This is a genomic window from Streptomyces sp. NPDC001157 (genome assembly GCF_053598255.1).
Window position 1 is genome coordinate 60,714 of record NZ_JBSFJW010000023.1, and the last position, 19,658, is coordinate 80,371.

Annotated in this window: 17 protein-coding genes; 14 read left to right on the forward strand and 3 right to left on the reverse strand. The window is 70.1% G+C overall.

All coding sequences use genetic code 11. The features are described 5' to 3' along the window. The first annotated feature begins 8 nt into the window (after positions 1 to 8). The 11 genes from ACWDAG_RS31680 to ACWDAG_RS31730 all read left to right on the forward strand — a co-directional run bounded on the left by ACWDAG_RS31680 (position 9) and on the right by ACWDAG_RS31730 (position 12,746). The gene (locus ACWDAG_RS31680) at positions 9 to 1,070 is read left to right on the forward strand and encodes a pyridoxal-phosphate dependent enzyme (RefSeq protein WP_450698966.1); all 1,062 of its coding nucleotides are present in this window, start codon (positions 9 to 11) and stop codon (positions 1,068 to 1,070) included. Further along, a complete protein-coding gene (locus ACWDAG_RS31685; RefSeq protein WP_450698967.1) occupies positions 1,067 to 2,269 on the forward strand; it encodes an ATP-grasp domain-containing protein in 1,203 nt (400 codons plus the stop codon). The genes ACWDAG_RS31680 and ACWDAG_RS31685 overlap by 4 nt, the downstream gene beginning before the upstream one ends. Then, the gene (locus tag ACWDAG_RS31690) at positions 2,266 to 3,468 is read left to right on the forward strand and encodes an MFS transporter (protein ID WP_450698968.1); all 1,203 of its coding nucleotides are present in this window, start codon (positions 2,266 to 2,268) and stop codon (positions 3,466 to 3,468) included. The genes ACWDAG_RS31685 and ACWDAG_RS31690 overlap by 4 nt, the downstream gene beginning before the upstream one ends. Next, entirely contained in the window at positions 3,461 to 4,669 is a 1,209-nt protein-coding gene (locus ACWDAG_RS31695; RefSeq protein WP_450698969.1) for an ATP-grasp domain-containing protein, read from the forward strand. Before ACWDAG_RS31690 ends, ACWDAG_RS31695 begins: the two co-directional genes overlap by 8 nt. Then, on the forward strand, positions 4,666 to 5,730 hold the full coding sequence (locus tag ACWDAG_RS31700) for an ATP-grasp domain-containing protein (protein WP_450698970.1): 1,065 nt from the start codon (positions 4,666 to 4,668) through the stop codon (positions 5,728 to 5,730). The genes ACWDAG_RS31695 and ACWDAG_RS31700 overlap by 4 nt, the downstream gene beginning before the upstream one ends. Continuing rightward, the gene (locus ACWDAG_RS31705; RefSeq protein WP_450698971.1) at positions 5,727 to 7,166 is read left to right on the forward strand and encodes a hypothetical protein; all 1,440 of its coding nucleotides are present in this window, start codon (positions 5,727 to 5,729) and stop codon (positions 7,164 to 7,166) included. The genes ACWDAG_RS31700 and ACWDAG_RS31705 overlap by 4 nt, the downstream gene beginning before the upstream one ends. 44 nt (positions 7,167 to 7,210) lie before the next feature. Then, positions 7,211 to 8,059: an ATP phosphoribosyltransferase gene (gene hisG / locus ACWDAG_RS31710; RefSeq protein ID WP_450698972.1), complete on the forward strand. Its 849-nt coding sequence runs from the start codon at positions 7,211 to 7,213 to the stop codon at positions 8,057 to 8,059. 591 nt (positions 8,060 to 8,650) lie between these two features. Further along, positions 8,651 to 10,228 carry a hypothetical protein gene (locus ACWDAG_RS31715; RefSeq protein WP_450698973.1) on the forward strand — a complete coding sequence of 526 codons (1,578 nt, stop codon included), beginning with the start codon at positions 8,651 to 8,653 and terminating at the stop codon, positions 10,226 to 10,228. Positions 10,229 to 10,316: 88 nt separating this feature from the next. Further along, positions 10,317 to 10,817, forward strand: coding sequence for a GNAT family N-acetyltransferase (locus ACWDAG_RS31720; RefSeq protein ID WP_450698974.1), 501 nt, complete (start codon positions 10,317 to 10,319; stop codon positions 10,815 to 10,817). Between the two features lie 42 nt (positions 10,818 to 10,859). Beyond that, positions 10,860 to 12,065, forward strand: a complete 1,206-nt coding sequence (locus tag ACWDAG_RS31725; protein ID WP_450698975.1) for a cytochrome P450 — start codon at positions 10,860 to 10,862, stop codon at positions 12,063 to 12,065. 87 nt (positions 12,066 to 12,152) lie between these two features. Next, the gene (locus ACWDAG_RS31730; protein WP_450699037.1) at positions 12,153 to 12,746 is read left to right on the forward strand and encodes a Uma2 family endonuclease; all 594 of its coding nucleotides are present in this window, start codon (positions 12,153 to 12,155) and stop codon (positions 12,744 to 12,746) included. A 10-nt stretch (positions 12,747 to 12,756) separates the two neighbouring features. Here the strand turns inward: ACWDAG_RS31730 and ACWDAG_RS31735 are convergent, their stop codons facing one another. Both ACWDAG_RS31735 and ACWDAG_RS31740 read right to left on the reverse strand, forming a co-directional pair. Then, complete coding sequence (locus tag ACWDAG_RS31735) at positions 12,757 to 14,325, reverse strand: ABC transporter permease (RefSeq protein ID WP_450698976.1); 1,569 nt, start codon at positions 14,323 to 14,325, stop codon at positions 12,757 to 12,759. After that, positions 14,322 to 15,209 carry an ABC transporter ATP-binding protein gene (locus tag ACWDAG_RS31740; protein ID WP_450698977.1) on the reverse strand — a complete coding sequence of 296 codons (888 nt, stop codon included), beginning with the start codon at positions 15,207 to 15,209 and terminating at the stop codon, positions 14,322 to 14,324. The genes ACWDAG_RS31735 and ACWDAG_RS31740 overlap by 4 nt, the downstream gene beginning before the upstream one ends. Before the next feature lie 83 nt (positions 15,210 to 15,292). Between ACWDAG_RS31740 and ACWDAG_RS31745 the strand changes: the two genes are divergently transcribed. After that, complete coding sequence (locus ACWDAG_RS31745) at positions 15,293 to 15,790, forward strand: GbsR/MarR family transcriptional regulator (protein ID WP_450698978.1); 498 nt, start codon at positions 15,293 to 15,295, stop codon at positions 15,788 to 15,790. On the opposite strand, the gene ACWDAG_RS31750 is transcribed toward ACWDAG_RS31745, so the two are convergent. After that, entirely contained in the window at positions 15,791 to 17,302 is a 1,512-nt protein-coding gene (locus ACWDAG_RS31750; RefSeq protein ID WP_450698979.1) for an APC family permease, read from the reverse strand. It abuts the gene before it with no gap. 191 nt (positions 17,303 to 17,493) lie between these two features. Between ACWDAG_RS31750 and ACWDAG_RS31755 the strand changes: the two genes are divergently transcribed. Both ACWDAG_RS31755 and eutC read left to right on the forward strand, forming a co-directional pair. Then, on the forward strand, positions 17,494 to 18,888 hold the full coding sequence (locus tag ACWDAG_RS31755) for an ethanolamine ammonia-lyase subunit EutB (RefSeq protein WP_450698980.1): 1,395 nt from the start codon (positions 17,494 to 17,496) through the stop codon (positions 18,886 to 18,888). After that, on the forward strand, positions 18,885 to 19,655 hold the full coding sequence (gene eutC, locus ACWDAG_RS31760) for an ethanolamine ammonia-lyase subunit EutC (RefSeq protein ID WP_450698981.1): 771 nt from the start codon (positions 18,885 to 18,887) through the stop codon (positions 19,653 to 19,655). Before ACWDAG_RS31755 ends, eutC begins: the two co-directional genes overlap by 4 nt. Positions 19,656 to 19,658: the final 3 nt, after the last annotated feature.

The following is a 19,658-nucleotide window of genomic DNA, read 5'->3' on the forward strand; positions in this document are numbered from 1 at the left end:
CTCTTCACATGTACCGATCATTCGCAGAGAAGCTGGCGGAACCCGACCTCATCGACCTGGGGAACGGCATCCATGTGCTGCGGTTCGAGGTCATGAAGGTCACCTCGGTCCGCGCCGCGGTCCGGGACCTGCTGGACCGCGGGGTCGTCCGCCCGGGACAGACCCTGGTGGACAGCTCCAGCGGCATCTACGGGCACGCGCTCGCCCTCGTCTGCCGTGAGTACGGCCTGAAGTGCCATGTCTTCGCCTCCGTGGCGGTCGACGCGGCCATCCGCACCCAGCTCAAGTACCTCGGGGCCACCTACACCCAGGTCCCCTCCTCCGGTGACGACGGCCTCCAGCACGACCAGGAGACCCGGGTCCGGCTGGTCCACGCGTATCTGAGGAAGAACCCGGACGCGTACTGGATGCAGCAGTACCACGACGACGTTCACTACATCGGCTACGAGAGCGTCGCGAACACCCTGGTCAAGGAGTTGGGGTCGGACGGGGTCACGCTGGTCGGCGGGGTCGGCACCGGAGCGTCGACCAGCGCGATGAGCCGGTATCTGCGGGCGTCCGGCAACGATGTACGGGTGGCCGGCATCCAGCCCTTCGGCAGCCGCTCCTTCGGCTCGGAGGCCATACCGCTGGACGGCTTCATCATCGCCGGGATCGGCAGCGGAATCCGCTTCGGCAACATCGACTACACCGCCTACGACGACATCCACTGGATCAACTTCGACGTCTCGGCGGCCGGCTGCCGCCATCTGCTGTCCACCACCGGTGTCTTCGCCGGGCTCTCCGCGGGCGCCGGATGGCAGGTCGCCCGGCACATCCGCCGGCAGGAACCGGACGGCGGCCCCGTCGTCTTCCTCGCGGCCGACCCCGGACACCGCTATGTCGAGCGGGTCTTCCCGCCCGACGGCCCGCTCGTCCCGGACCCCGAGTACCGGCCGCACACCATCACCGAACTGTCCCGGATGACGGGCCCCTGGTCCACGATGCACTGGGCCCGCAGGCCGTACGACGTCCAGGACGACCTGCCGGTCTTCCCGATCGGCCAGAGCTCCCCGGGGAAGGCCGCATGAGCCGCATCGCCGTCATCAACTACGGCCCTCAGCACGACTACGCCGCCATGCTCCCCGAAGTGGCGGACCGGCTCCACGTGTTCAGCCACAACGAACTGAAGAACACCGAGGGCTTCGCGCACTACGAGTACGTACCCGACTGCGAGTTCGTCCCCTACCCGGAACTGACGATCCGCCGGCTCGCCGCCGAGCAGCCGTTCACCCACCTCGTCACGGACAACGAGTACGACCTGGAGCGCGTCGCCCGGATCCGAGCGGACCTGGGCATCCCGGGCCAGTCGGCGGCGAGCGCCCTGTCCTTCCGGGACAAGGAGGTGATGAAGCGGGTCGCCGGCGCCGCCGTGCGCGTCCCGCGCTTCGCCCGCCTGGAGACGTTCACCGACCTCACCGGGTTCATCGAGGAGAACGGCTACCCGGTGGTCGTCAAGCCCGTGAAGCAGGGTGGCTCGCGTGACATCGTCGTCCTGTACGACGAGGACGACCTGACCGCGTTCAGCCGCCGGCACTGGCGGGACGACCTGCTGGCCGAGGAGTTCGTCGAGGGCCGGATGTGCCACGTCGACGCGGTGCTGGCCCCCGGCTACCGGTTCGTGGCCGCCTCCCGCTATCTGCGCAGCTGCCTCGGGGTCTTCTCGGGGCACAACAACGGTTCGGTGCAGCTGCTCCCCGCCGATCCGCTCGCCCGGCGCCTCGAGGAGTTCCTCGACCGGGTGCTGGCGGCCTTCGACACACCGGAGGTCGGCGCCTACCACCTGGAGGTGTTCCACACCCCGGACGACGAGCTGGTGCTCTGCGAGATCGCCTCCCGGGTCGGCGGCAACCGCATCCCCGCGCTCACCCGTGCCACCTACGGCGTCGACCTGCACTCGGCCTGGCTGCGCCACTCGCTCGGACTGCCCGTCGAGGCGCCGCCCGCCGGCCCGCCCGCCGAGGTGCACGGCTCGGTCTCCGTGCTGCCGCAGGGCCGGCCGGTCCGCGCCCCCGGCCGACCGCCCTTCCCCTGGGTGCGGGAGTACCAGGTCAACGAGGGGCTCGCACCCGGCGCCGTGGCCCAGAACAGCACCTCCCACCTGTGCTTCGTGATCGTCGCCGGCGCCGACGCCGAACAGGTGGAGGAGCGGCTGCTGAAGACCGAGGCCTGGCTGATGGCCAACCTGGAGTACCTGGACGGCGGCGCCGCAGGAGACGAGGCGGCATGAACACCTGGCGCCGGATGTCGTCGGCCGGACGCGTCCTGCTCGCGACGGTGCTGCTCACCGGTCTGACGACGTTCATGTTCCTGCCGCTGCTGGCGCTGGAGTTCGTAGCCCAGGGCGTGCCGGCCGCCCGGACGGGATTTCTCGTCGGACTGCTCTCCTTCTGCGGCCAGGGCTTCTCGCTGGTGTCCGGGCTGATCGTGGACAGGTTCGGCACCCGTACGGTGCTGACGGCGGGCTTCGCCCTGCGGATCGCGGGATATCTGCTGCTCGGCGTCGGACTCGGCGTGGGTGGCCCGGACGGTGCCCGGCTCGTGCCGCTCGTCGCCGGTATCGCGGCGATCGGCGTCGGCGGCTCGCTGCTCGGCCTGTCCGTCAAGACCCTGCTGGTGAGCGAGGACGGCGTCGAACCCCGCGAGATGCTCGCACTGCGCTCGACCTTCGTGAACATCGGCGTGGTCGCCGGACCCGCCCTGGGCGCCCTCGTGTACCCGCTCGGCTTCGGCTGGATCCTGGGTGCCTGCGTCCTCTCCCATCTGCTGCTCGGCATCCGGCTGACCGCGCGCCCGGTGCGGCGGGCGGCACCCGGACCACGAACCGCGGGCAAGGACTCGACGGCGCGCGCGGCCGGTGAGGCATGGGGGCCGTGGCAGTGGCTGCCGCTGGGTCTGCTCGGCGTGGCGTACTGGGCGATCTACAGCCAGCTCAACGTCGTCATGCCCATCACCGCCGAGCGGACGACCGGCAGCACGACCGCGATCTCCGTCGTCTTCGTCGTCAACGGCGCACTGGTGGTGCTGTGTCAGTACACCCTGCTGCGCCATGTGTTCCACCGCGCCCAGGCACGGACCCTCCTCATCGTCGGCTTCCTCGCCTTCGCCCTCGCCTACGCGGTGTTCATCCCGCTCACCGGCTGGTTCTCCCTGTTCGTCTTCGTCCTGCCGGTCACCTTCGCGGAAATGCTGATCTCGCCCAGCCTGGACGAGCAGGCGGTCAGGGCGAGTTCACCACTGCGCACCGGACTCGCCCTCGGCACGATGAGCGCCGCCGGCGCGGTGGGCAGCCTGCTCGGCTCCACCATGGGCGGCTATCTGCTCCAGTCCCTCAGCGGCGGCAGCGGCATCTGGCTGGTGCTCGTCTCCCTCTCCCTCTGCGCGGCGCTCACCAGTTCCCTCCTACCGAAAGCGGGCCAGCATGGCTGACGCACCGGACACCGACCTCCGCACCCCGACGGCTGTACTGCTCAACCCCCGCGACCGGGTCATCGACGCGGCCGTGAAGCTCGGCTGCGCGATGATCGTCGTAGCCGACCCCACCGCACCACTGCCGGACAACGCGCCCGGCGAGCCACTGCGCAGCGCCTGGACCGAGGACCCCGGTGAACTCGTCGAACTGCTGCGGGCGATGGACCTGCAAGCGCCGGTGAGCTGTTTCGGCTTCGGTGAACTCGGCTGCGCGGCGGCCGCGATCGTCAACGAGCGGCTGGGCTGGCCCGGCAACCCCCCAGGCGCGCTGGCCGCCTTCAAGGACAAGGCGCGGCTGCGGGCCGTGGTCGGCGACCGGGCCGGGCGGCCCGTCGCCCATGCCCTGTGCACCGGCAGGGACCAGATCCTGTCCGCGACCGAACGGATCGGCTTCCCCTGCGTGGTCAAACCGGTGGACGGCACGGGCAGTTCGGGCGTGCGGTATCTGGCGGACCGCGCGGCGGCCGAGGACTTCGTGGCCGGCTCGGCGGAGTTCACCACACCCCACCTGGTGGAGGAGTTCCTGGCCGGCACCGAGTACTCCGTCGAGGCGGTCAGCTCGGCCGAGGGCCACCGCGTCCTGGCCGTCACCGAGAAGGCGACCACGGGCGCCCCGCACTTCGTGGAGACCGGACACACCCTGCCCGTGACACTCGGCCCGGCCGCCGAGGAGGCGATCACCGAGCTGGTCACCGCCGTCCTGGACGCCGTGGACTACCGCTACGGGCCCTCGCACACCGAGGTCATGCTGACCGCCGCCGGACCCAGGCTCATCGAGTCGCACGGGCGGCCAGGCGGAGACCGCATCAGCGACATGCTCGACCTGGCCCTCGGCGAGGACGTCTTCGCCCAGACGATCGCCGCCGTCCTCGGCCTCGAACCGCTCCCGACCCCTCCCCACAGGCGGGTCGCCGGCATCCGGTACGTCACCTTCGACCGGATGGTCCCGCTGCACGGCATCAGTACCGCACTCGTTGCCTCACTCCCCGGCGTCGCGGAGGTGCACATCAGTGTCCCCGCGGGCGCGACCCCGCCGGAGATCCGCAGGTCGGGCGACCGGCACGCGTTCGTGCTCGGCACCGGAGACACCCGCGAGGAACTGGAGCACAACCTCGCCCGAGCGGTCCGGACACTCACGGCCGGGTCGAAGCCCGCGTGACCGCACGCCCCCCGCACCACCCCACCCACGACTCACACAACGAGGTGCATCCGTTGCCGTACAAGATCCTGGTCCTGGTCTCCGGGGCCTCCACCTTCGAGCTGAACAACCACTCGATCATTCCCAGCGCCCTCCACCGCGAGGGCCACGAGGTGCACATCGGTGACATCGACACCCTGTGTGTGCACGACTCCGTCGTCGTCTGCGACCGGGTACGGCTCAGCGAGGAGTTCACCAGCGGCGGCAGCTTCCCCGAGCTGAGTCTGCCGTACGCGTCCGCCGAGGAGTTCGACCTCGTGTGGGTCCTCGCCGGCACGCACCCGGAGTCGGGCACCGACTCCTTCCAGCTGCTGTGGCTGCTCAACCAGCGCGTGCCGTTCGTCAACGACGCCTCGGCGCTGTTCTACCTGAACACCAAGATCAACCTGGGTGCCGTGGTCCCCGCTGAACACCTACCGGTCTCGTACGTCTCCAACGACTTCGACCGGCTCAACGCGCTCGTCGAGGCCGACGGCGACCGCTCCTGGGTGGTCAAGCCGACCAACGGCGGCTGCGGGGCGGACGTGTTCGTCGTCAACAAGCACGACCGCAACCGCTCGGCCCTGCTCTCAGGCGCCACCGGCAACGCGGCCTCCCGCTACGGGCGTTACGGCCGTGACGTCATCGGCATGGCCAAACGGCACACCGCGGTCCAGGAGTACATCCCCAACGTCCGCACCAACGAGAAGCGGGTCATCCTCGCGGGCGACGTCCCCGTCTCCGGGTTCCTGCGCTTCCACCCGGAGAACGACCACCGCTCCAACGCCACCCTGGGCGCCCGCTTCGCCGCGCTCGAACTCACCCCGGAGGAGGACGAGTTCGTACGCACGCTGGGCAAGCGGATGATGGACCTGGGGATCTTCTACTCCGGCATCGACCTGGCGTTCCCGTACGTCATCGAGATCAACATGGTCAACCCGGGCGGGCTGAGCTACCACTACCGGGCGACCGGTGAGGACCGGTCCTCGGAGGCCGTCAACACCGTGCTCGCGGCGCTGCGGACCGCCGGGAAGCTGTCATGAGCGGGGTCGGCATGCAGGCCGGGGCACGTGCGGACAGGACGGGCGCGGGCACCTTGGACGGCGCGGACGCGGGCGGGGCGGACTCCAGCAGCGCGGCCGAGCCCGACGCGTGGTCCTGGCTGGACCCGCGCGCCCTCGCGGTCTGGGACGGTTTTGCGGCGACGCCCGCAGCCGAGACCGACCGGGAGTGGTTCACCGAGCGGCTGCACCGGCCCGTCTGGCGGCATCAGTACCCACCGCACCCCTTCACCGCCGAAGCGGCACACGAGGTCGAGACGATCGGGGTACGGCTCGCCGAACTGATCTCGGGCTTCCCGCGCCGCGTCTTCGGCGACGACCTGGCGGCCTGGGCCGCCTACCTCGGCCTGCCGGACGAGGACGCGGCCCTGATGACCGAGGCGCTGGGCCGACCCCGCCTGCGCCGGGTCGCCACCGCCTTCATGCGGCCCGACCTGGTCGTCACCGACGCGGGACTCAAACTCGTCGAGCTGAACGTGGCCGCCTCGCTCGGCGGACTCAGCACCCTCGCCCCCTACACCGCCGCGACCGGCGACTCGCGCTACGCCGCCTTCCTGGCCGAGCGTGGCCTACGGCTCGACGGCCCCGACACGGCACGGGTGTGGCTGGACGTCTTCGCCGGACTCACCCGGGCCCGCGGCGACGGGCCGCTGCACGTCTTCGAGGCCACCGCCAACCCGGCGGACCTCGACGGCGGCCGCCGCTTCTTCGTCGACATGATCCGCTCCGCCGGCCACGACATCAGCTGCGGGCTGATCAGCGAACTGGACCTCACCGACGACGGGGCCCACTTCCGGGGCAGGCGAGTGGACGCCGTCTTCACCGCCTACACCTGGCACGAGACGAAGAACTTCGTGCCGCCCGCACTGACCCGTGCGCTGATGGACCTCGACACCGCCGGCAAGCTGGACTTCATCGGCTCCCCCGCCGCCGCGCTCCACGACAACAAGGCGAACCTGGCCCTGCTCCACGACCCCGAGTACCAGCACCTGCTGACCGACGAGGAACAGGCCCTCGTCCAGGCACACGTCCCGGTGACCTTCCGGCTCACGCCCGAGAGCCTGGACCGCGCGATCGAGGAACGCGAGCGGCTGCTCTGCAAACCCGCCTCGGCATACGGCGGCAAGGACCTGGCCTTCGGCTTCCTGGCGGCGGACGACGGGGCCTGGGCCGCGGAGCTGCGGGAACGACTCGCCGACCCGCGCGAGCGTCATGTACTGCAGGAGCGAGTACAGCCGTCCGTGGTCGGCGTGCCCGGCGTCCGGCCCTCCGGCGGGCGTGAAGTCGTCCTCGCCCCCCTGGTGTTCGGCGGCAGTTACGCCGGCGTCTTCATGCGCCAGGCCCCCGTACGCCCCGGATCGGCGATCAACGCGTCGAGCGGCGCGGAGTCGTCGGCGGTACTGACCCTCGGCGACTGAGCGTGCCCCCACCCCCCTCTTTGCCATGTGAAGGAGACCGGCCCATGCTGCGCATCGCCGTCCCCAACAAGGGCTCCCTGTCCGGGCCCGCCGCCCAGATCCTGCACGAGGCCGGTTACCGACAGCGCAAGGACGCCAAACAGCTGGTCTTCGTCGACCCCGAGAACGACGTCGAGTTCTTCTACCTCCGCCCCCGGGACATCGCGGTCTACGTCTCGTCCGGCCGGCTGGACCTCGGCATCACCGGCCGCGACCTGCTGCTGGACTCGGGCACCAACGCCGAGGAGATCCTCCCCCTCGGCTTCGCCCGCTCGACCTTCCGGTACGCCGCCCGGCCGGGCACCGCGCGGGAGATCGCCGACTTCGACGGCCTGACCATCGCCACGTCGTACGAGGGCATCGTCGCCAAGCACCTGGCCGACCAGGGAGTCGTCGCCTCCGTCGTCCATCTCGACGGAGCGGTCGAGACGGCGATCGAACTCGGTGTCGCCCAGGTGATCGCCGACGTCGTCGAGACCGGTGCCAGCCTGCGCAACGCGGGCCTGGAAGTCGTCGGCGAGCCGATCGCGACATCGGAGGCGATCGTCGTCCGCCGCACCGGCGCGGACGCCTCCGACCCGTCCGTACGGCAGTTCGTCCGCCGCCTCCAGGGCGTCCTCATCGCCCGCACCTACGTGATGATGGACTACCACTGCCGCGCCGGGCAGCTGGAGCAGGCGATCGCCCTCACCCCAGGACTGGAGTCACCGACCGTCTCCCCGCTCCACACGGACGGCTGGGTGGCCGTCCGCGCGATGGTCCCGGGAAAGGAGGCACAACGGATCATGGACGGCCTGTACGAGCTGGGGGCACGGGCGATCCTGACGACCGCCATGCACGCTTGTCGACTGTGACGCCCACGCGTGTCCACGTCGGCCGGCCTGACCGGTGACGGGCTGACCCGGGGCGGGGGACAGGATCTCGTCCACGAGCCTGTGACCGGGCCGCTGTCATCTCACCGGTGAGCGCGACCGCAGCACCGGGCTCCTCCAGATGCCGGGCGTTGGGGACCTGCTCGTTACTCGTCAGCGGTTCTTCTGCACGGCACCCCGGGGGAGCGGGGTACGCGACGTGGCTGACCGCCAGGTGTCGCGCTCAGGACAGGTCACCGTGCGCGTCATCCCTGTCGAGCGCGAAGGCTTCGCTGGTGCCGGAGCCTCGATGATGTACCTGGGAGGTCCAGTGCCCCAGTGGGACACAGGGCAACGGGACGCCCCTAGGGGCACCGCGTTCATCGATGCGCAGTCCCAGCCGGCACAGCTTCGAACGCTTTTCCATAGCCGTCCGCGACTCCAAGGCCCCGGCCCGCGCCACCCTGTTCCTTCCCGCCCGCCGCCTTCACCGCCCTCATCGACCACCTGAAGGTCCACCCGTCACGGGACAGCGACCCTCGCTGAACTACGATTGGCCGACTTCGGGGACTGGAGGGGGACTTGAGGATGAAGGTGCGACGGAGATCGCTCGGCCTCGTCGGTGTGGCCGCGCTGGTGCCGCTGGTCGCTTCCGGTGTTTTCGCCGCTTCCGCGCAGGCGGCGTCGGCCTCGCTGGCCGTCACCACGCTGGGGCGGCACGGCGCCAAGGTCTCGACGACGGTCACCGTCGTCGCCGTGCCGTCCGGGCAGTCGTACAGCGTCAAGTCCGGCAAGCGGATCAGCCTGCCGGCGGGGCGCTACATCGCGATGACCGACATCTGGGAGCACGGCACGGAGGGGCTGGGCACCGACACCATCGGCGCGCAGGTCGTACAGGTCTCGGGCAGCAAGTCCGTGACGCTCGACGCGCGCAAGGGCAAGGCGGTCAAGGTGTCGCTCGACACCCCCGCCGACGTGACGGCTCCGCCGCGGATCAGCGCGCAGGTGTGTGCCGCCGTCAGCAACATGCCCTCCGCCTTCGGCACCGGCGGCTGGAACGACGAGGGGGCTCTCTACGCCATCCCGAACTCCTCCAGGCTGCTGCAGTTCGGGTATCTGGCGCAGTGGTCGGGCAACGACAGCTATGTCGCCGTGAAGAACACCACGGGTATCCCGGCCGCCCCCGGTGGGTCGTTCAAGCGGTCGAAGCTGGCGACGATGCGCTTCTCGGTACGCAGCGGTACACAGATGGCCCGTCAGCACGCCATCGCACTCCAGGCACAGCCGAAGACCGACGACTGCACGACCGACCTGATGGCCACGGTCCGCGAAGACTACGCACCGTACAGCGCCACCGTCCATGTGACGCCCGGGACCTGGCAGCCGCGCGACGACATCTTCGCGAGCAACGGCGACGACGTCGGCGGCGGCTTCCCGAAGGTCAGGACGCTGAAGGCGGGGCAGAGCTTCACCCAGTCCTTCGGGCGGGCCGTGTGGAGTCCGATGCACTATCTTCCGCTGCTCGGGCGGAAGTCCGTCACCTTCATTCCGCAGGCCCTGATCGGCGACCCGGACGTCGGCACCAGCGGCGCCGACCCGACGAAGGAGACGGTGGTCCTGTCCAAGGGCAGCACCACCATCAAGAAGAAGACCCTGACCAACTGGGCCAGCCCCGACGCCGAGTTCTCCGCCGGAATCCGCTCGGCCGGCTGGTACCGCCTGACGGTCGACGCCCAGCGCTACCGTCCGGGCATCACCTTCCCCGCCGGCATGCTGTCGTCCCGCGCCACCCTCGACTGGCACTTCAAGGTGGCCGACCCGAACAAGGCGATCGTCGCCCCCGTCTTCCTGACCCGCTTCCTGCCCACCGGGCTGAACAGCAACAACCAGGCCGCGGCGAACAGCACCACGACGGTCGACGTGAGCGCCGGGCGCGGTTCCCAGGGGCCGGACGTGAGGTTCACCGAGGTGACCGCCAAGTCCCTCCGGGTCTGGTCGTCCGCGGACGGCGGCAGGACCTGGCAGGCGGCCACCGTCAGGCACGTCGGCTCCACCTGGCAGGCGTCCGTCCACAACCCCGCCTCCGGCGCCGTCGCCCTGCGCTCCGAGGTGACCGACTCCGCCGGAGACCGCTCGGTGGAGACGGTGTACAGGGCGTACTCCGTCGCCTGACGCAGTCGGTGTCGTCGCACGGTGCCGTCGTGGGCCGCCTGTGGAAAACCAGGTGGCCTCGGCGTACCACCTGAGTAAAGTCGGGCGAATGCCCGAGCTGAAGCGGCTGTGTGCCGGTCATGCCCCGGCGGTCCTGGCCTTCGAGCTCGCGAACCGCGCCTACTTCGCCGCCTCGATCTCCGACCGGGGCGACGACTACTTCGAGCGGTTCACCGAGCGGTACGACGCCTTGCTGGCCGAGCAGGAGGCCGGCATCTGCGCCTTCCACGTGCTCGTCGCGGAGGACGGTTCGGTGCTCGGCCGGTTCAATCTGGTCGACATCGAGGACCACGGTGCCGAACTCGGCTACCGGGTCGCGCAGCATGTCGCAGGCCGGGGCGTGGCGACCTCGACCGTGCTGGAGCTGTGCCGGCTGGCGGCGGACCGGCACGGGCTGCGCACCCTGCGGGCGGCCACCACCCACCAGAACGTGGCGTCCCAGAAGGTGCTGACCAAGGCCGGGTTCGTCCCGGTGGGCCCGGCCGACCCGGCCCACCTCGGCGGCAAGCCGGGCACCTGGTACCAGCGCCACCTCGTGCCGGAGCACTGACATCCCTGGTCAGGCGGGCGGATAGCGGGTTAGCGTCCGTCCATGACCGCCTTCGACCCGTGGGACCCGGAGTTCCTTGCCGATCCCTACCCCGCCTATGCCGAGCTGCGCGCCAAGGGCCGCGTGCACTTCTACGAGCCCACCGACCAGTGGCTCGTCCCGCACCACGCGGACGTCTCCGCGCTGCTGCGCGACCGGCGGCTCGGGCGGACGTACCAGCACCGGTTCTCGCACGAGGACTTCGGCCGCACCGCACCCCCTGCCGAACACGAGCCGTTCCACACCCTCAACGACCACGGGATGCTGGACCTGGAGCCCCCGGACCACACCCGCATCCGGCGCCTGGTGTCGAAGGCGTTCACGCCGCGGACGGTCGAGCAGCTCAAGCCATACGTCGGCAACCTCGCCGGGGAGCTCGTGGACCGGCTCGTCGAGAAGGGCGGCGGCGACCTGCTCACCGATGTCGCCGAGCCGCTCCCCGTGGCCGTCATCGCCGAGATGCTGGGCATCCCCGAGGCCGATAGGGCGCCGCTGCGCCCCTGGTCGGCCGACATCTGCGGGATGTACGAGCTGAACCCGCCGGAGGACGTCGCGGCCAAGGCGGTGCGGGCCTCGGTCGAGTTCTCGGAGTACCTGCGGGAGCTGATCGCGGCCCGCCGCGAAGAACCCGGCGAGGATCTGATCTCGGGCCTCATCGCCGCCCACGACGAGGGCGACCGCCTCACCGAGCAGGAGATGATCTCGACCTGCGTGCTCCTGCTGAACGCGGGGCACGAAGCCACGGTCAACGCCACCGTCAACGGCTGGTACGCCCTCTTCCGCAACCCGGACCAGCTGGCCGCCCTGCGCGCCGACCACAGCCTCATCCCCTCCGCCATCGAGGAGCTGATGCGCTACGACACCCCGCTCCAGCTCTTCGAGCGCTGGGTGCTGGACGAGATCGAGATCGACGGGACCACCATCCCCCGGGGCGCGGAGATCGCCATGCTCTTCGGGTCCGCCAACCACGACCCGGAGGTGTTCCAGAACCCCGGGTCGCTCGACCTCACCCGCAAGGACAACCCGCACATCTCCTTCTCCGCCGGCATCCACTACTGCATCGGCGCCCCGCTCGCGAGGATCGAGCTGGCGGCATCGATGACCGCGCTGCTGAAGCAGGCCCCCACACTCAGCCTGGCGGCGGAACCCGAGCGGAAGCCGAACTTCGTGATCCGGGGGTTGGAGGGGCTGAGTGTCGCAATGAGGTGATCACCTGTTTGGCTGATCACCGACCGATTCCGAGCGATGGTCGCGAACGACTCGTCAAGCTGGTGCCTGCCTGCGAAGGGAGGCACCATGACGGTTATGGCAGAACTCGCGTCGTCTCAGTTGTCGGTCGACATGTTCGAGCGGATCTCCGAATTCGCCGAGCGGGAGGACGAGACCGTCAGGTTCGAATTCATCGACGGACGGATCGGACTCAAGAAGGTGACGAACGGCAACCACGGGACGATCACGATGTGGCTGATCCGTCAGTGCATGCGTGCTCGGCCCGAGCTCGATCTCAATCCGTTGCAGGGCCTGAAGGTGGAGGCTTACCGCAAGGGCCGGGCGCGGCCCGACGGTGTGCTGGCACCAGTCGACCACTTCGTGGGGCAGGGCGACTGGGCTGAACCTCACGGCGTTCTGATGGCAGTCGAGATCACGTCGTACGACTCGGACACCCACAACCGCGACCGCGTGGAGAAGCCGCGGGCGTATGCGGAGGCGGGTATCCCCGTCTACCTGCTGATCGACCGTGACAACCTTTCGGTTCTCGTGCACAGCAACCCGCATCCTGAGGTCGGCTACCGCGACATCCACGTGTCCCGGCTCGGTGACAAGGTCAGCCTCCCCGATCCGGTGGGCATCGAGCTCGACACCGATGAACTCAAGCAGTACGTCGACTGAGCGGTTCGCGTCAGGCCGTCATGTCCCGCCGCCGCAACCCCGTAAGTCCCGCACCCACCATCACCACCGCCAGCACGGTCAGCAGCGCCACCGGCCCCCACTCCATCCCCCCACCCGGCAGCTTCGGCAGATGCCCGAAGGGGGACAGGTCGAGTACCGCCTGCGGAGCATCCAGTGCCGGGCCCACCCAGCCGATCAGCAGCACCGCCCCCGCGACACCCCACGCCGCCATCGCCGCCCGCGGCAGCACGCCGTACAGCAGCACCGCCAGCCCGCCGATCACCCACACCGCGGCCACCTGCACCAGGCACGCACCCAGGATCGGGCCGACCTCCTTGCCGTAGCCGACGGCGAATCCGAGCCCCGCGAGCAGCATGATCAGGACCGATCCGCCGAAGGCCACGACCAGATGGCCGGCGGCCCAGCGCAGCCGCCCCACCGCGTTCGCCAGCACCGGTTCCGCCCGGCCCGAGGTCTCCTCGCCGTTCAACCGCAGCACGGACGCCACCACGTACAGCGCGGCGATCAGGCCCAGCATGCCGACCATCGAGGACAGGAAGGCGTTCGTCAGCCCGCTGTGGCCGCCCATCCGCTCGAAGATCTCGCGGGCGTTCTTGTTGTCGCCGACCAGGTCGGCCACTCCGTTCGTGAGGCCGCCGTAGACGACACCGGCCAGGAAGAAGCCGATCGACCAGCCCAGGACGCTGCCCCGCTGGAGTCGCCACGCCAGTGCGCCCGCCGTGCGGAGGCGGCCGGTCGCCGGCCCGGGGCGGGTCGGCAGGAAGCTCATGCCGACGTCCCGGCGGCCCGCCAACTCGTAGGCGACGACAGCCTGTAGTCCCACCGCCGCCGCGAACAGCAGCAGCACCCACCAGCGTTCACCGGCGTACGGGCGCAGGTTCTCCAGCCAGCCGAGCGGGGACAGCCAGGTCAACACCGACGAACCGTCGTTCCTCGCCGAGTCGCCCGCCGCGCGCAGCACGAAGGCCGCGCCGAGCACCGCCGCCGTCAGGCCCCGCGCCAGCCGGGCGCTCTCCGTCAGCTGGGCGACGATCGCCGCCATCGTGGCGAAGACCATGCCGACCGCCGCCAGGCCGAGGGCGAAGACCACCGACCCCGTGGCTCCCTGCCCCGCCAGTCCGGCACCGACGAGCAGCGCCAGTACGGCATTTGCGACCCCCGCCGCCAGCAGGGCGGCCGTCAGCGAGGCCCGACGCCCCACCGCGCCGGAGGCGATCAGCTCGTGCCGACCGCTCTCCTCCTCGTCACGGGTGTGGCGTACGACCACCAGGAGGCTGGTGGCGGCGGCGAGCGCGCCCGCGTAGACACCGACGCGCCAGGCCGTGAGCGCGCCCAGGGAGTCGTCGAAGACGGGACCGATCAGGGCGCGGAAGGAGGCGTTGGTGGCGACCTGGTGCAGCAGATCGGTGCGCTCGGCCTCGGTGCCGTAGAGGCCCTTGAGGGTGTTCGGCATGGAGAGGACCATCAGGGCGTTGACCGCCACCCACACCGGGATCATCAGCCGGTCGCGGCGCAGGTTGAAGCGGAGCAGCACCCGCGTGCCCGCGAGAGAGGTCATGACGCCTCCTGGTAGTGGCGCAGGAACAGCTCCTCCAGCGTGGGCGGGGTCGAGGTCAGCGACCGTACGCCCGACTCGCTCAACTGCCGTAGTACGGCGTCGAGTTTGTCCGTGTCGACCTGCAGCCGCACCCTCCTTCCCTGTACATCGAGGTCGTGGACGCCTGGCAGCTGCGCCAACCCGTTGGGCGGACCGGCGAGTTCGGCGGTCACGCTCGTCCGCGTCAGATGGCGCAGCTCGGCCAGCGAACCGCTCTCCACCGTCCGGCCCTTGCGGATGATGCTCACGCGGTCGCAGAGCTCCTCGACCTCGCTGAGGATGTGGGACGACAACAACACGGTACGTCCTCGCTCACGTTCCTCCTCCACACAGCGCTGGAAGACCTCCTCCATCAGCGGGTCCAGGCCGGACGTCGGCTCGTCCAGGATCAGCAGGTCCACGTCCGACGCGAAGGCGGCCACCAGAGCGACCTTCTGACGGTTGCCCTTCGAGTACGTACGGCCCTTCTTGGTGGGGTCCAGCTCGAAGCGCTCGATCAGCTCGGCCCGGCGCCCGGCGTCGAGGCCGCCGCGCAGACGGCCGTAGAGGTCGATGACCTCGCCGCCCGACAGGTTCCGCCACAGGGTGACGTCCCCGGGGACGTAGGCGATCCGGCGGTGCACCTCCACCGCGTCCCGCCACGGGTCGCGGCCCAGCACCTGCGCGGCGCCGGAGTCGGCGCGCAGCAGGCCGAGCAGGACACGGATGGTGGTGGACTTGCCCGCGCCGTTCGGGCCGAGGAAGCCGTGCACCTCGCCGGTCTCGACGTCCAGGTCGAGGCCGTCCAGGGCGTGCGTGCGGCCGAACGACTTGTGGAGGCCAGAGACGCTGATTGCCTTCGTCATGCTTCAGAACGTACGCTTCTTTCAGAAATTTGTGAAGTTAAGGAAGCGTATAAAGCCTATGAAGCCCGGTTAGGGTGGTGACCATGGCGGAGTCGAAGGCGGTGGGGCGGGACCCGGAGGCGGTCTCGAAGTTCGTGGAGAGTTTCGCGGCGCAGCTTGTCGAGGCCGGGATGCAGCGGATGCCCGCCCGTGTCTTCGCCGCGCTGCTCGCCTCCGACGAGGGCTCGATGACCTCGGCCGAGCTGGGGGAGCAGCTGCAGATCAGCCCGGCGGCGGTCTCCGGCGCGGTGCGCTATCTGACCATGACGCACATGGTCTCGCGCGAGCGGGAACCCGGTTCGCGCCGGGAGCGCTACCGGGTGCACGGCGACCAGTGGTACGAGGCCCTCACCAACCGCGAGGCCATCATCAAGCGGTGGGAGGTCGCCCTGCGCGACGGCGTGAGCAGCCTGGGCGCCGAGACCCCTGCAGGACGCCGCATGGCCGAGACGCTCGCCTTCTTCGAGTTCGTCGAGGGCGAGGTCTCGGCCATGATGGAGCGGTGGCGGGTGCACCGCCAACGGACCTTCGGGGACCGGTAGTTACCGCTCCTTGGTCTCCTCAAGCACCGTCCGCCCGAGCAGGGCGTACCGCTCGGGCGACCGGCGCTTGAGGTACTGCGCGTACCCGATGCCCGTCGCCGCGACCAGGGCCACCAGCCACGGCGTCGCCTTCAGCAGCAGCGAGCCGGACTCCGAGCCGGCCGCGACGCTCATGTTGGACACCAGGAGCAGCACCACTGCGAGCATCGCGATGCCGCCGACCAGCGGCGCGGTGAACGTCTTGAACCAGTGCCGGCTCTCGGGGTGGTTCTTGCGGAAGTAGACGAGGACCGCGAAGGAACAGACCGCCTGCACGATCAGGATCGCCATCGTGCCGAGGATGGCGAGCAGGACGTAGAGGGCGTTCGCCGGGTCCTTGCTGGTGGCCCAGAACGCGAGGATCAGTACGGCGCTCACCACCGTCTGCACCAGGCCCGCGATGTGCGGGGAGCCGTGCCGGGGGTGGGTGCGGCCGATGGTGTTCTTCAGGGAGGGGAGGACTCCCTCGCGGCCCAGTGCGTACATGTAGCGGGCGGCGCAGTTGTGGAAGGCCATGCCGCAGGCGAGCGAGCCGGTGATCATCAGCCACTGCATGAGGTCGACCGCCCAGTGGCCGACGTAGTGCTCGGTGGGGTTGAAGAACAGGGCGAGGGGGTTCGCCGACGAGGCGACCTTGACGGCCTCGGTCTCGCCGTTGCCGATGATGGCCATCCAGGAGACGAAGACGTAGAAGACGCCGACGCCCAGGACGCTGATCATCGTGGCCTTGGGGATGATCCGCTTCGGGTCGCGGGACTCCTCGCCGTACATCGCCGTCGACTCGAAGCCGACCCAGGACCAGAAGGCGAAGAAGAGGCCGAGGCCGGCGGACGTGCCCTTGAAGGCGTTGACGGGGTTGACCGGGCCGAAGGTGAAGCCGTGCGGGCCGCCGCCGTGCAGGGCGACCGAGATCGCCATCGCCGCGAGGACCGTCACCTCGGTGCCGAGCAGGACCACCAGGAGCTTCTCGGCGACCGAGACGCCGAACCAGGTGCCCGTCGCGTTGACGGCGAGCATCAGCAGCGCGAAGGCCCACCACGGGATGTCGAGTCCCGTCTGGTCCTTGAGGGTCCCGGTGGCGAAGGTCGAGAAGATGCCGATCAGCGCGGGCTCGAACACGGCGTACGCGAAGGTCGCGAGGAGGCCCGACGCGAGACCCGCGGTGCGTCCCAGGCCGTAGGAGATGAAGCCGTAGAAGGCGCCGGTGGACGTGATGTGCTTCGCCATCGAGGTGAAGCCGATGGAAAAGATTGCCAGGACGACCATTGCGACGAGATAGCTCGCCGGGGCGCCGATGCCATTGCCGGACGACACCATGAAGGGCACGTTGCCCGTCATCGCGGTGATCGGGGCCGCGGTGGCGACGGCCATGAAGACCACCCCCAGCAGGCCCACGGCGTTGGGCTTGAGCCGGTGGACCGTGCCCTCGCCGTCCGTCTTCGTCGCCGGGGCGACGCCCTCATCCACTGCCATCGGGGTTGGCCCCTCTCCTGGTGATCCGCTGTGATGCGCCCTGATCTGTTGGTGCACTGGACCGGAACTCTGTAGCCCGAATGAGTCGGTCAAGGGTGTCGGGGCGTTAAATGTTTGTCAACCAGACCTTTAGAACTCCGACGCAATCTGATGCAATCTGTCGGCAACACGCGGCTCGTACGGTCGCCGCCATGAGCTCGTACTCCTCCACCCTCGGCGGCCACCGGTACCGCTTCGACTCCCTCGCGCGCCTGCTGGCCGCCGCGAGCCCGGAACGCTCCGGCGACCGGCTGGCGGGCCTCGCCGCCGCGAGCGCCCAGGAGCGGGTCGCGGCGCGCTGGGCCCTGACGGAGGTGCCGCTCGCGACCTTCCTGGCCGAGCCGGTGATCCCGTACGAGACCGACGACGTGACCCGGCTGATCGTGGACACCCATGACGCGGGCGCCTTCGCGCCGGTCGCCGGGATGACGGTCGGGGAGCTGAGGGAGTGGCTGCTTGCGGCGGACACGGCGGCCCTGGCCGCGGTGGCGCCCGGGCTGACGCCTGAGATGGTCGCCGCGGTCTCGAAGCTGATGGGCAACGCGGACCTGGTCGCCGTCGCCCGCAAGGTGCAGGTCGTCACCGCCTTCCGTTCGACGATCGGCCTGCCGGGCCGCCTCGCCACGCGCCTGCAGCCCAACCACCCCACCGACGACCCGGCGGGCGTCGCGGCCGCGCTCCTCGACGGTCTGCTGCTGGGCTCCGGCGACGCGGTGATCGGCATCAACCCGGCGACGGACAGCCCGAAGGCGGTACGGGAGCTGCTGGAACTGCTGGACGGAGTGATCGACCGCTACTCCATCCCCACCCAGTCCTGCGTCCTGTGCCATGTCACGACGAGCGTGGACCTGATGGAGCGCGGCGCACCGGTGGACCTGGTCTTCCAGTCCATCGCGGGCACCCAGGCCGCGAACGCCTCCTTCGGCGTGACGCTGGGCCTGCTGGACGAGGCGTACGAGGCGGCACGCGGACTGGGCCGGGGGACGGTCGGCGACAACGTCATGTACTTCGAGACCGGCCAGGGCAGCGCCCTCTCGGCGGACGCGCACCACGGCGTCGACCAGCAGACGGTGGAGGCACGGGCGTACGCGGTCGCCCGCCGCTACGACCCCCTGCTGGTGAACACGGTGGTGGGCTTCATCGGCCCGGAGTACCTCTACGACGGCCGGCAGATCCTCCGCGCCGCCCTGGAGGACCACTTCTGCGGCAAACTCCTCGGCCTGCCCATGGGCCTGGACATCTGCTACACGAACCACGCGGACGCCGATGACGACGACGTCGCCACCATGCTGACGATGCTCGGCGTCGCGGGCGCGTCCTTCGTGATCTGCACACCGGGCGGCGACGACATCATGCTCAACTACCAATCGGCCTCGTACCACGACGCGTTGTACCTGCGCGAGGTGCTGGGGCTGCGCCCGGCACCGGAGTTCGAGGCATGGCTGGGGTCGATCGGGCTGCTGGACGAGAGCGGGTCCATCAAGGACGTGTCGGGCGCGTCGGGGGCCCATCCCCTGACGGCGATCGGAAGGGAGCTGGCGGCATGACGGATCGTCAAGTAGCAGTGCCTACAGACGACTTGGCGCTGTGGGCGGCCATGCGCCGGCACACCCAGGCCCGGATCGGCCTCGGCCGCGCGGGCTCGGCCCTCCCGACCCGCCACCGCCTGGAACTCCAGACCGCGCACGCGGCCGCCCGCGACGCGGTGCACTCGCCGTTCGAGCCTGACGCGGTCGCGGCCGGGCTGGGCGGGATGCCGACGGTACGGGTCCGCAGCGCCGCCGGTGACCGGCTCACGTACCTCCAGCGCCCCGACCTGGGCCGCCGGTTGCATCCGACGGACCGTGCGCACCTCCCCGCCGGGGACTGGGACGTGGTGTTCGTGGTCGCGGACGGGCTGTCCAGCCGGGCGGTGCACGAGCATGCGGCGGCGGTGGTGCGGGAGACGGCGGCGCGGCTGCCTTCCTGGTCGATCGCCCCGGTGGTGCTGGCCGAACAGGCCCGAGTGGCCCTCGGCGACGACATCGCCCACGCGATGGGCGCGACGATGGTGGTCGTCCTGGTGGGGGAGCGGCCCGGGATGTCGGCGGCGGACTCGCTGGGCGCATACCTGACGTACCGGCCCGTGCCGGGCGTGACGACGGACGCCGACCGGAACTGCCTGAGCAACATCCGGCCGCCGCTTGGGCTGACGTATGAGGTGGCGGCGGGGAAGTTGGCGGGGTTGATGGGGAGGGGGCGGGAGCTGGGGCGGACCGGGGTGGATCTCAAGGACGAATCCGATCACGTCCGGGTGAGCGACCAGCTACTCTGAGTT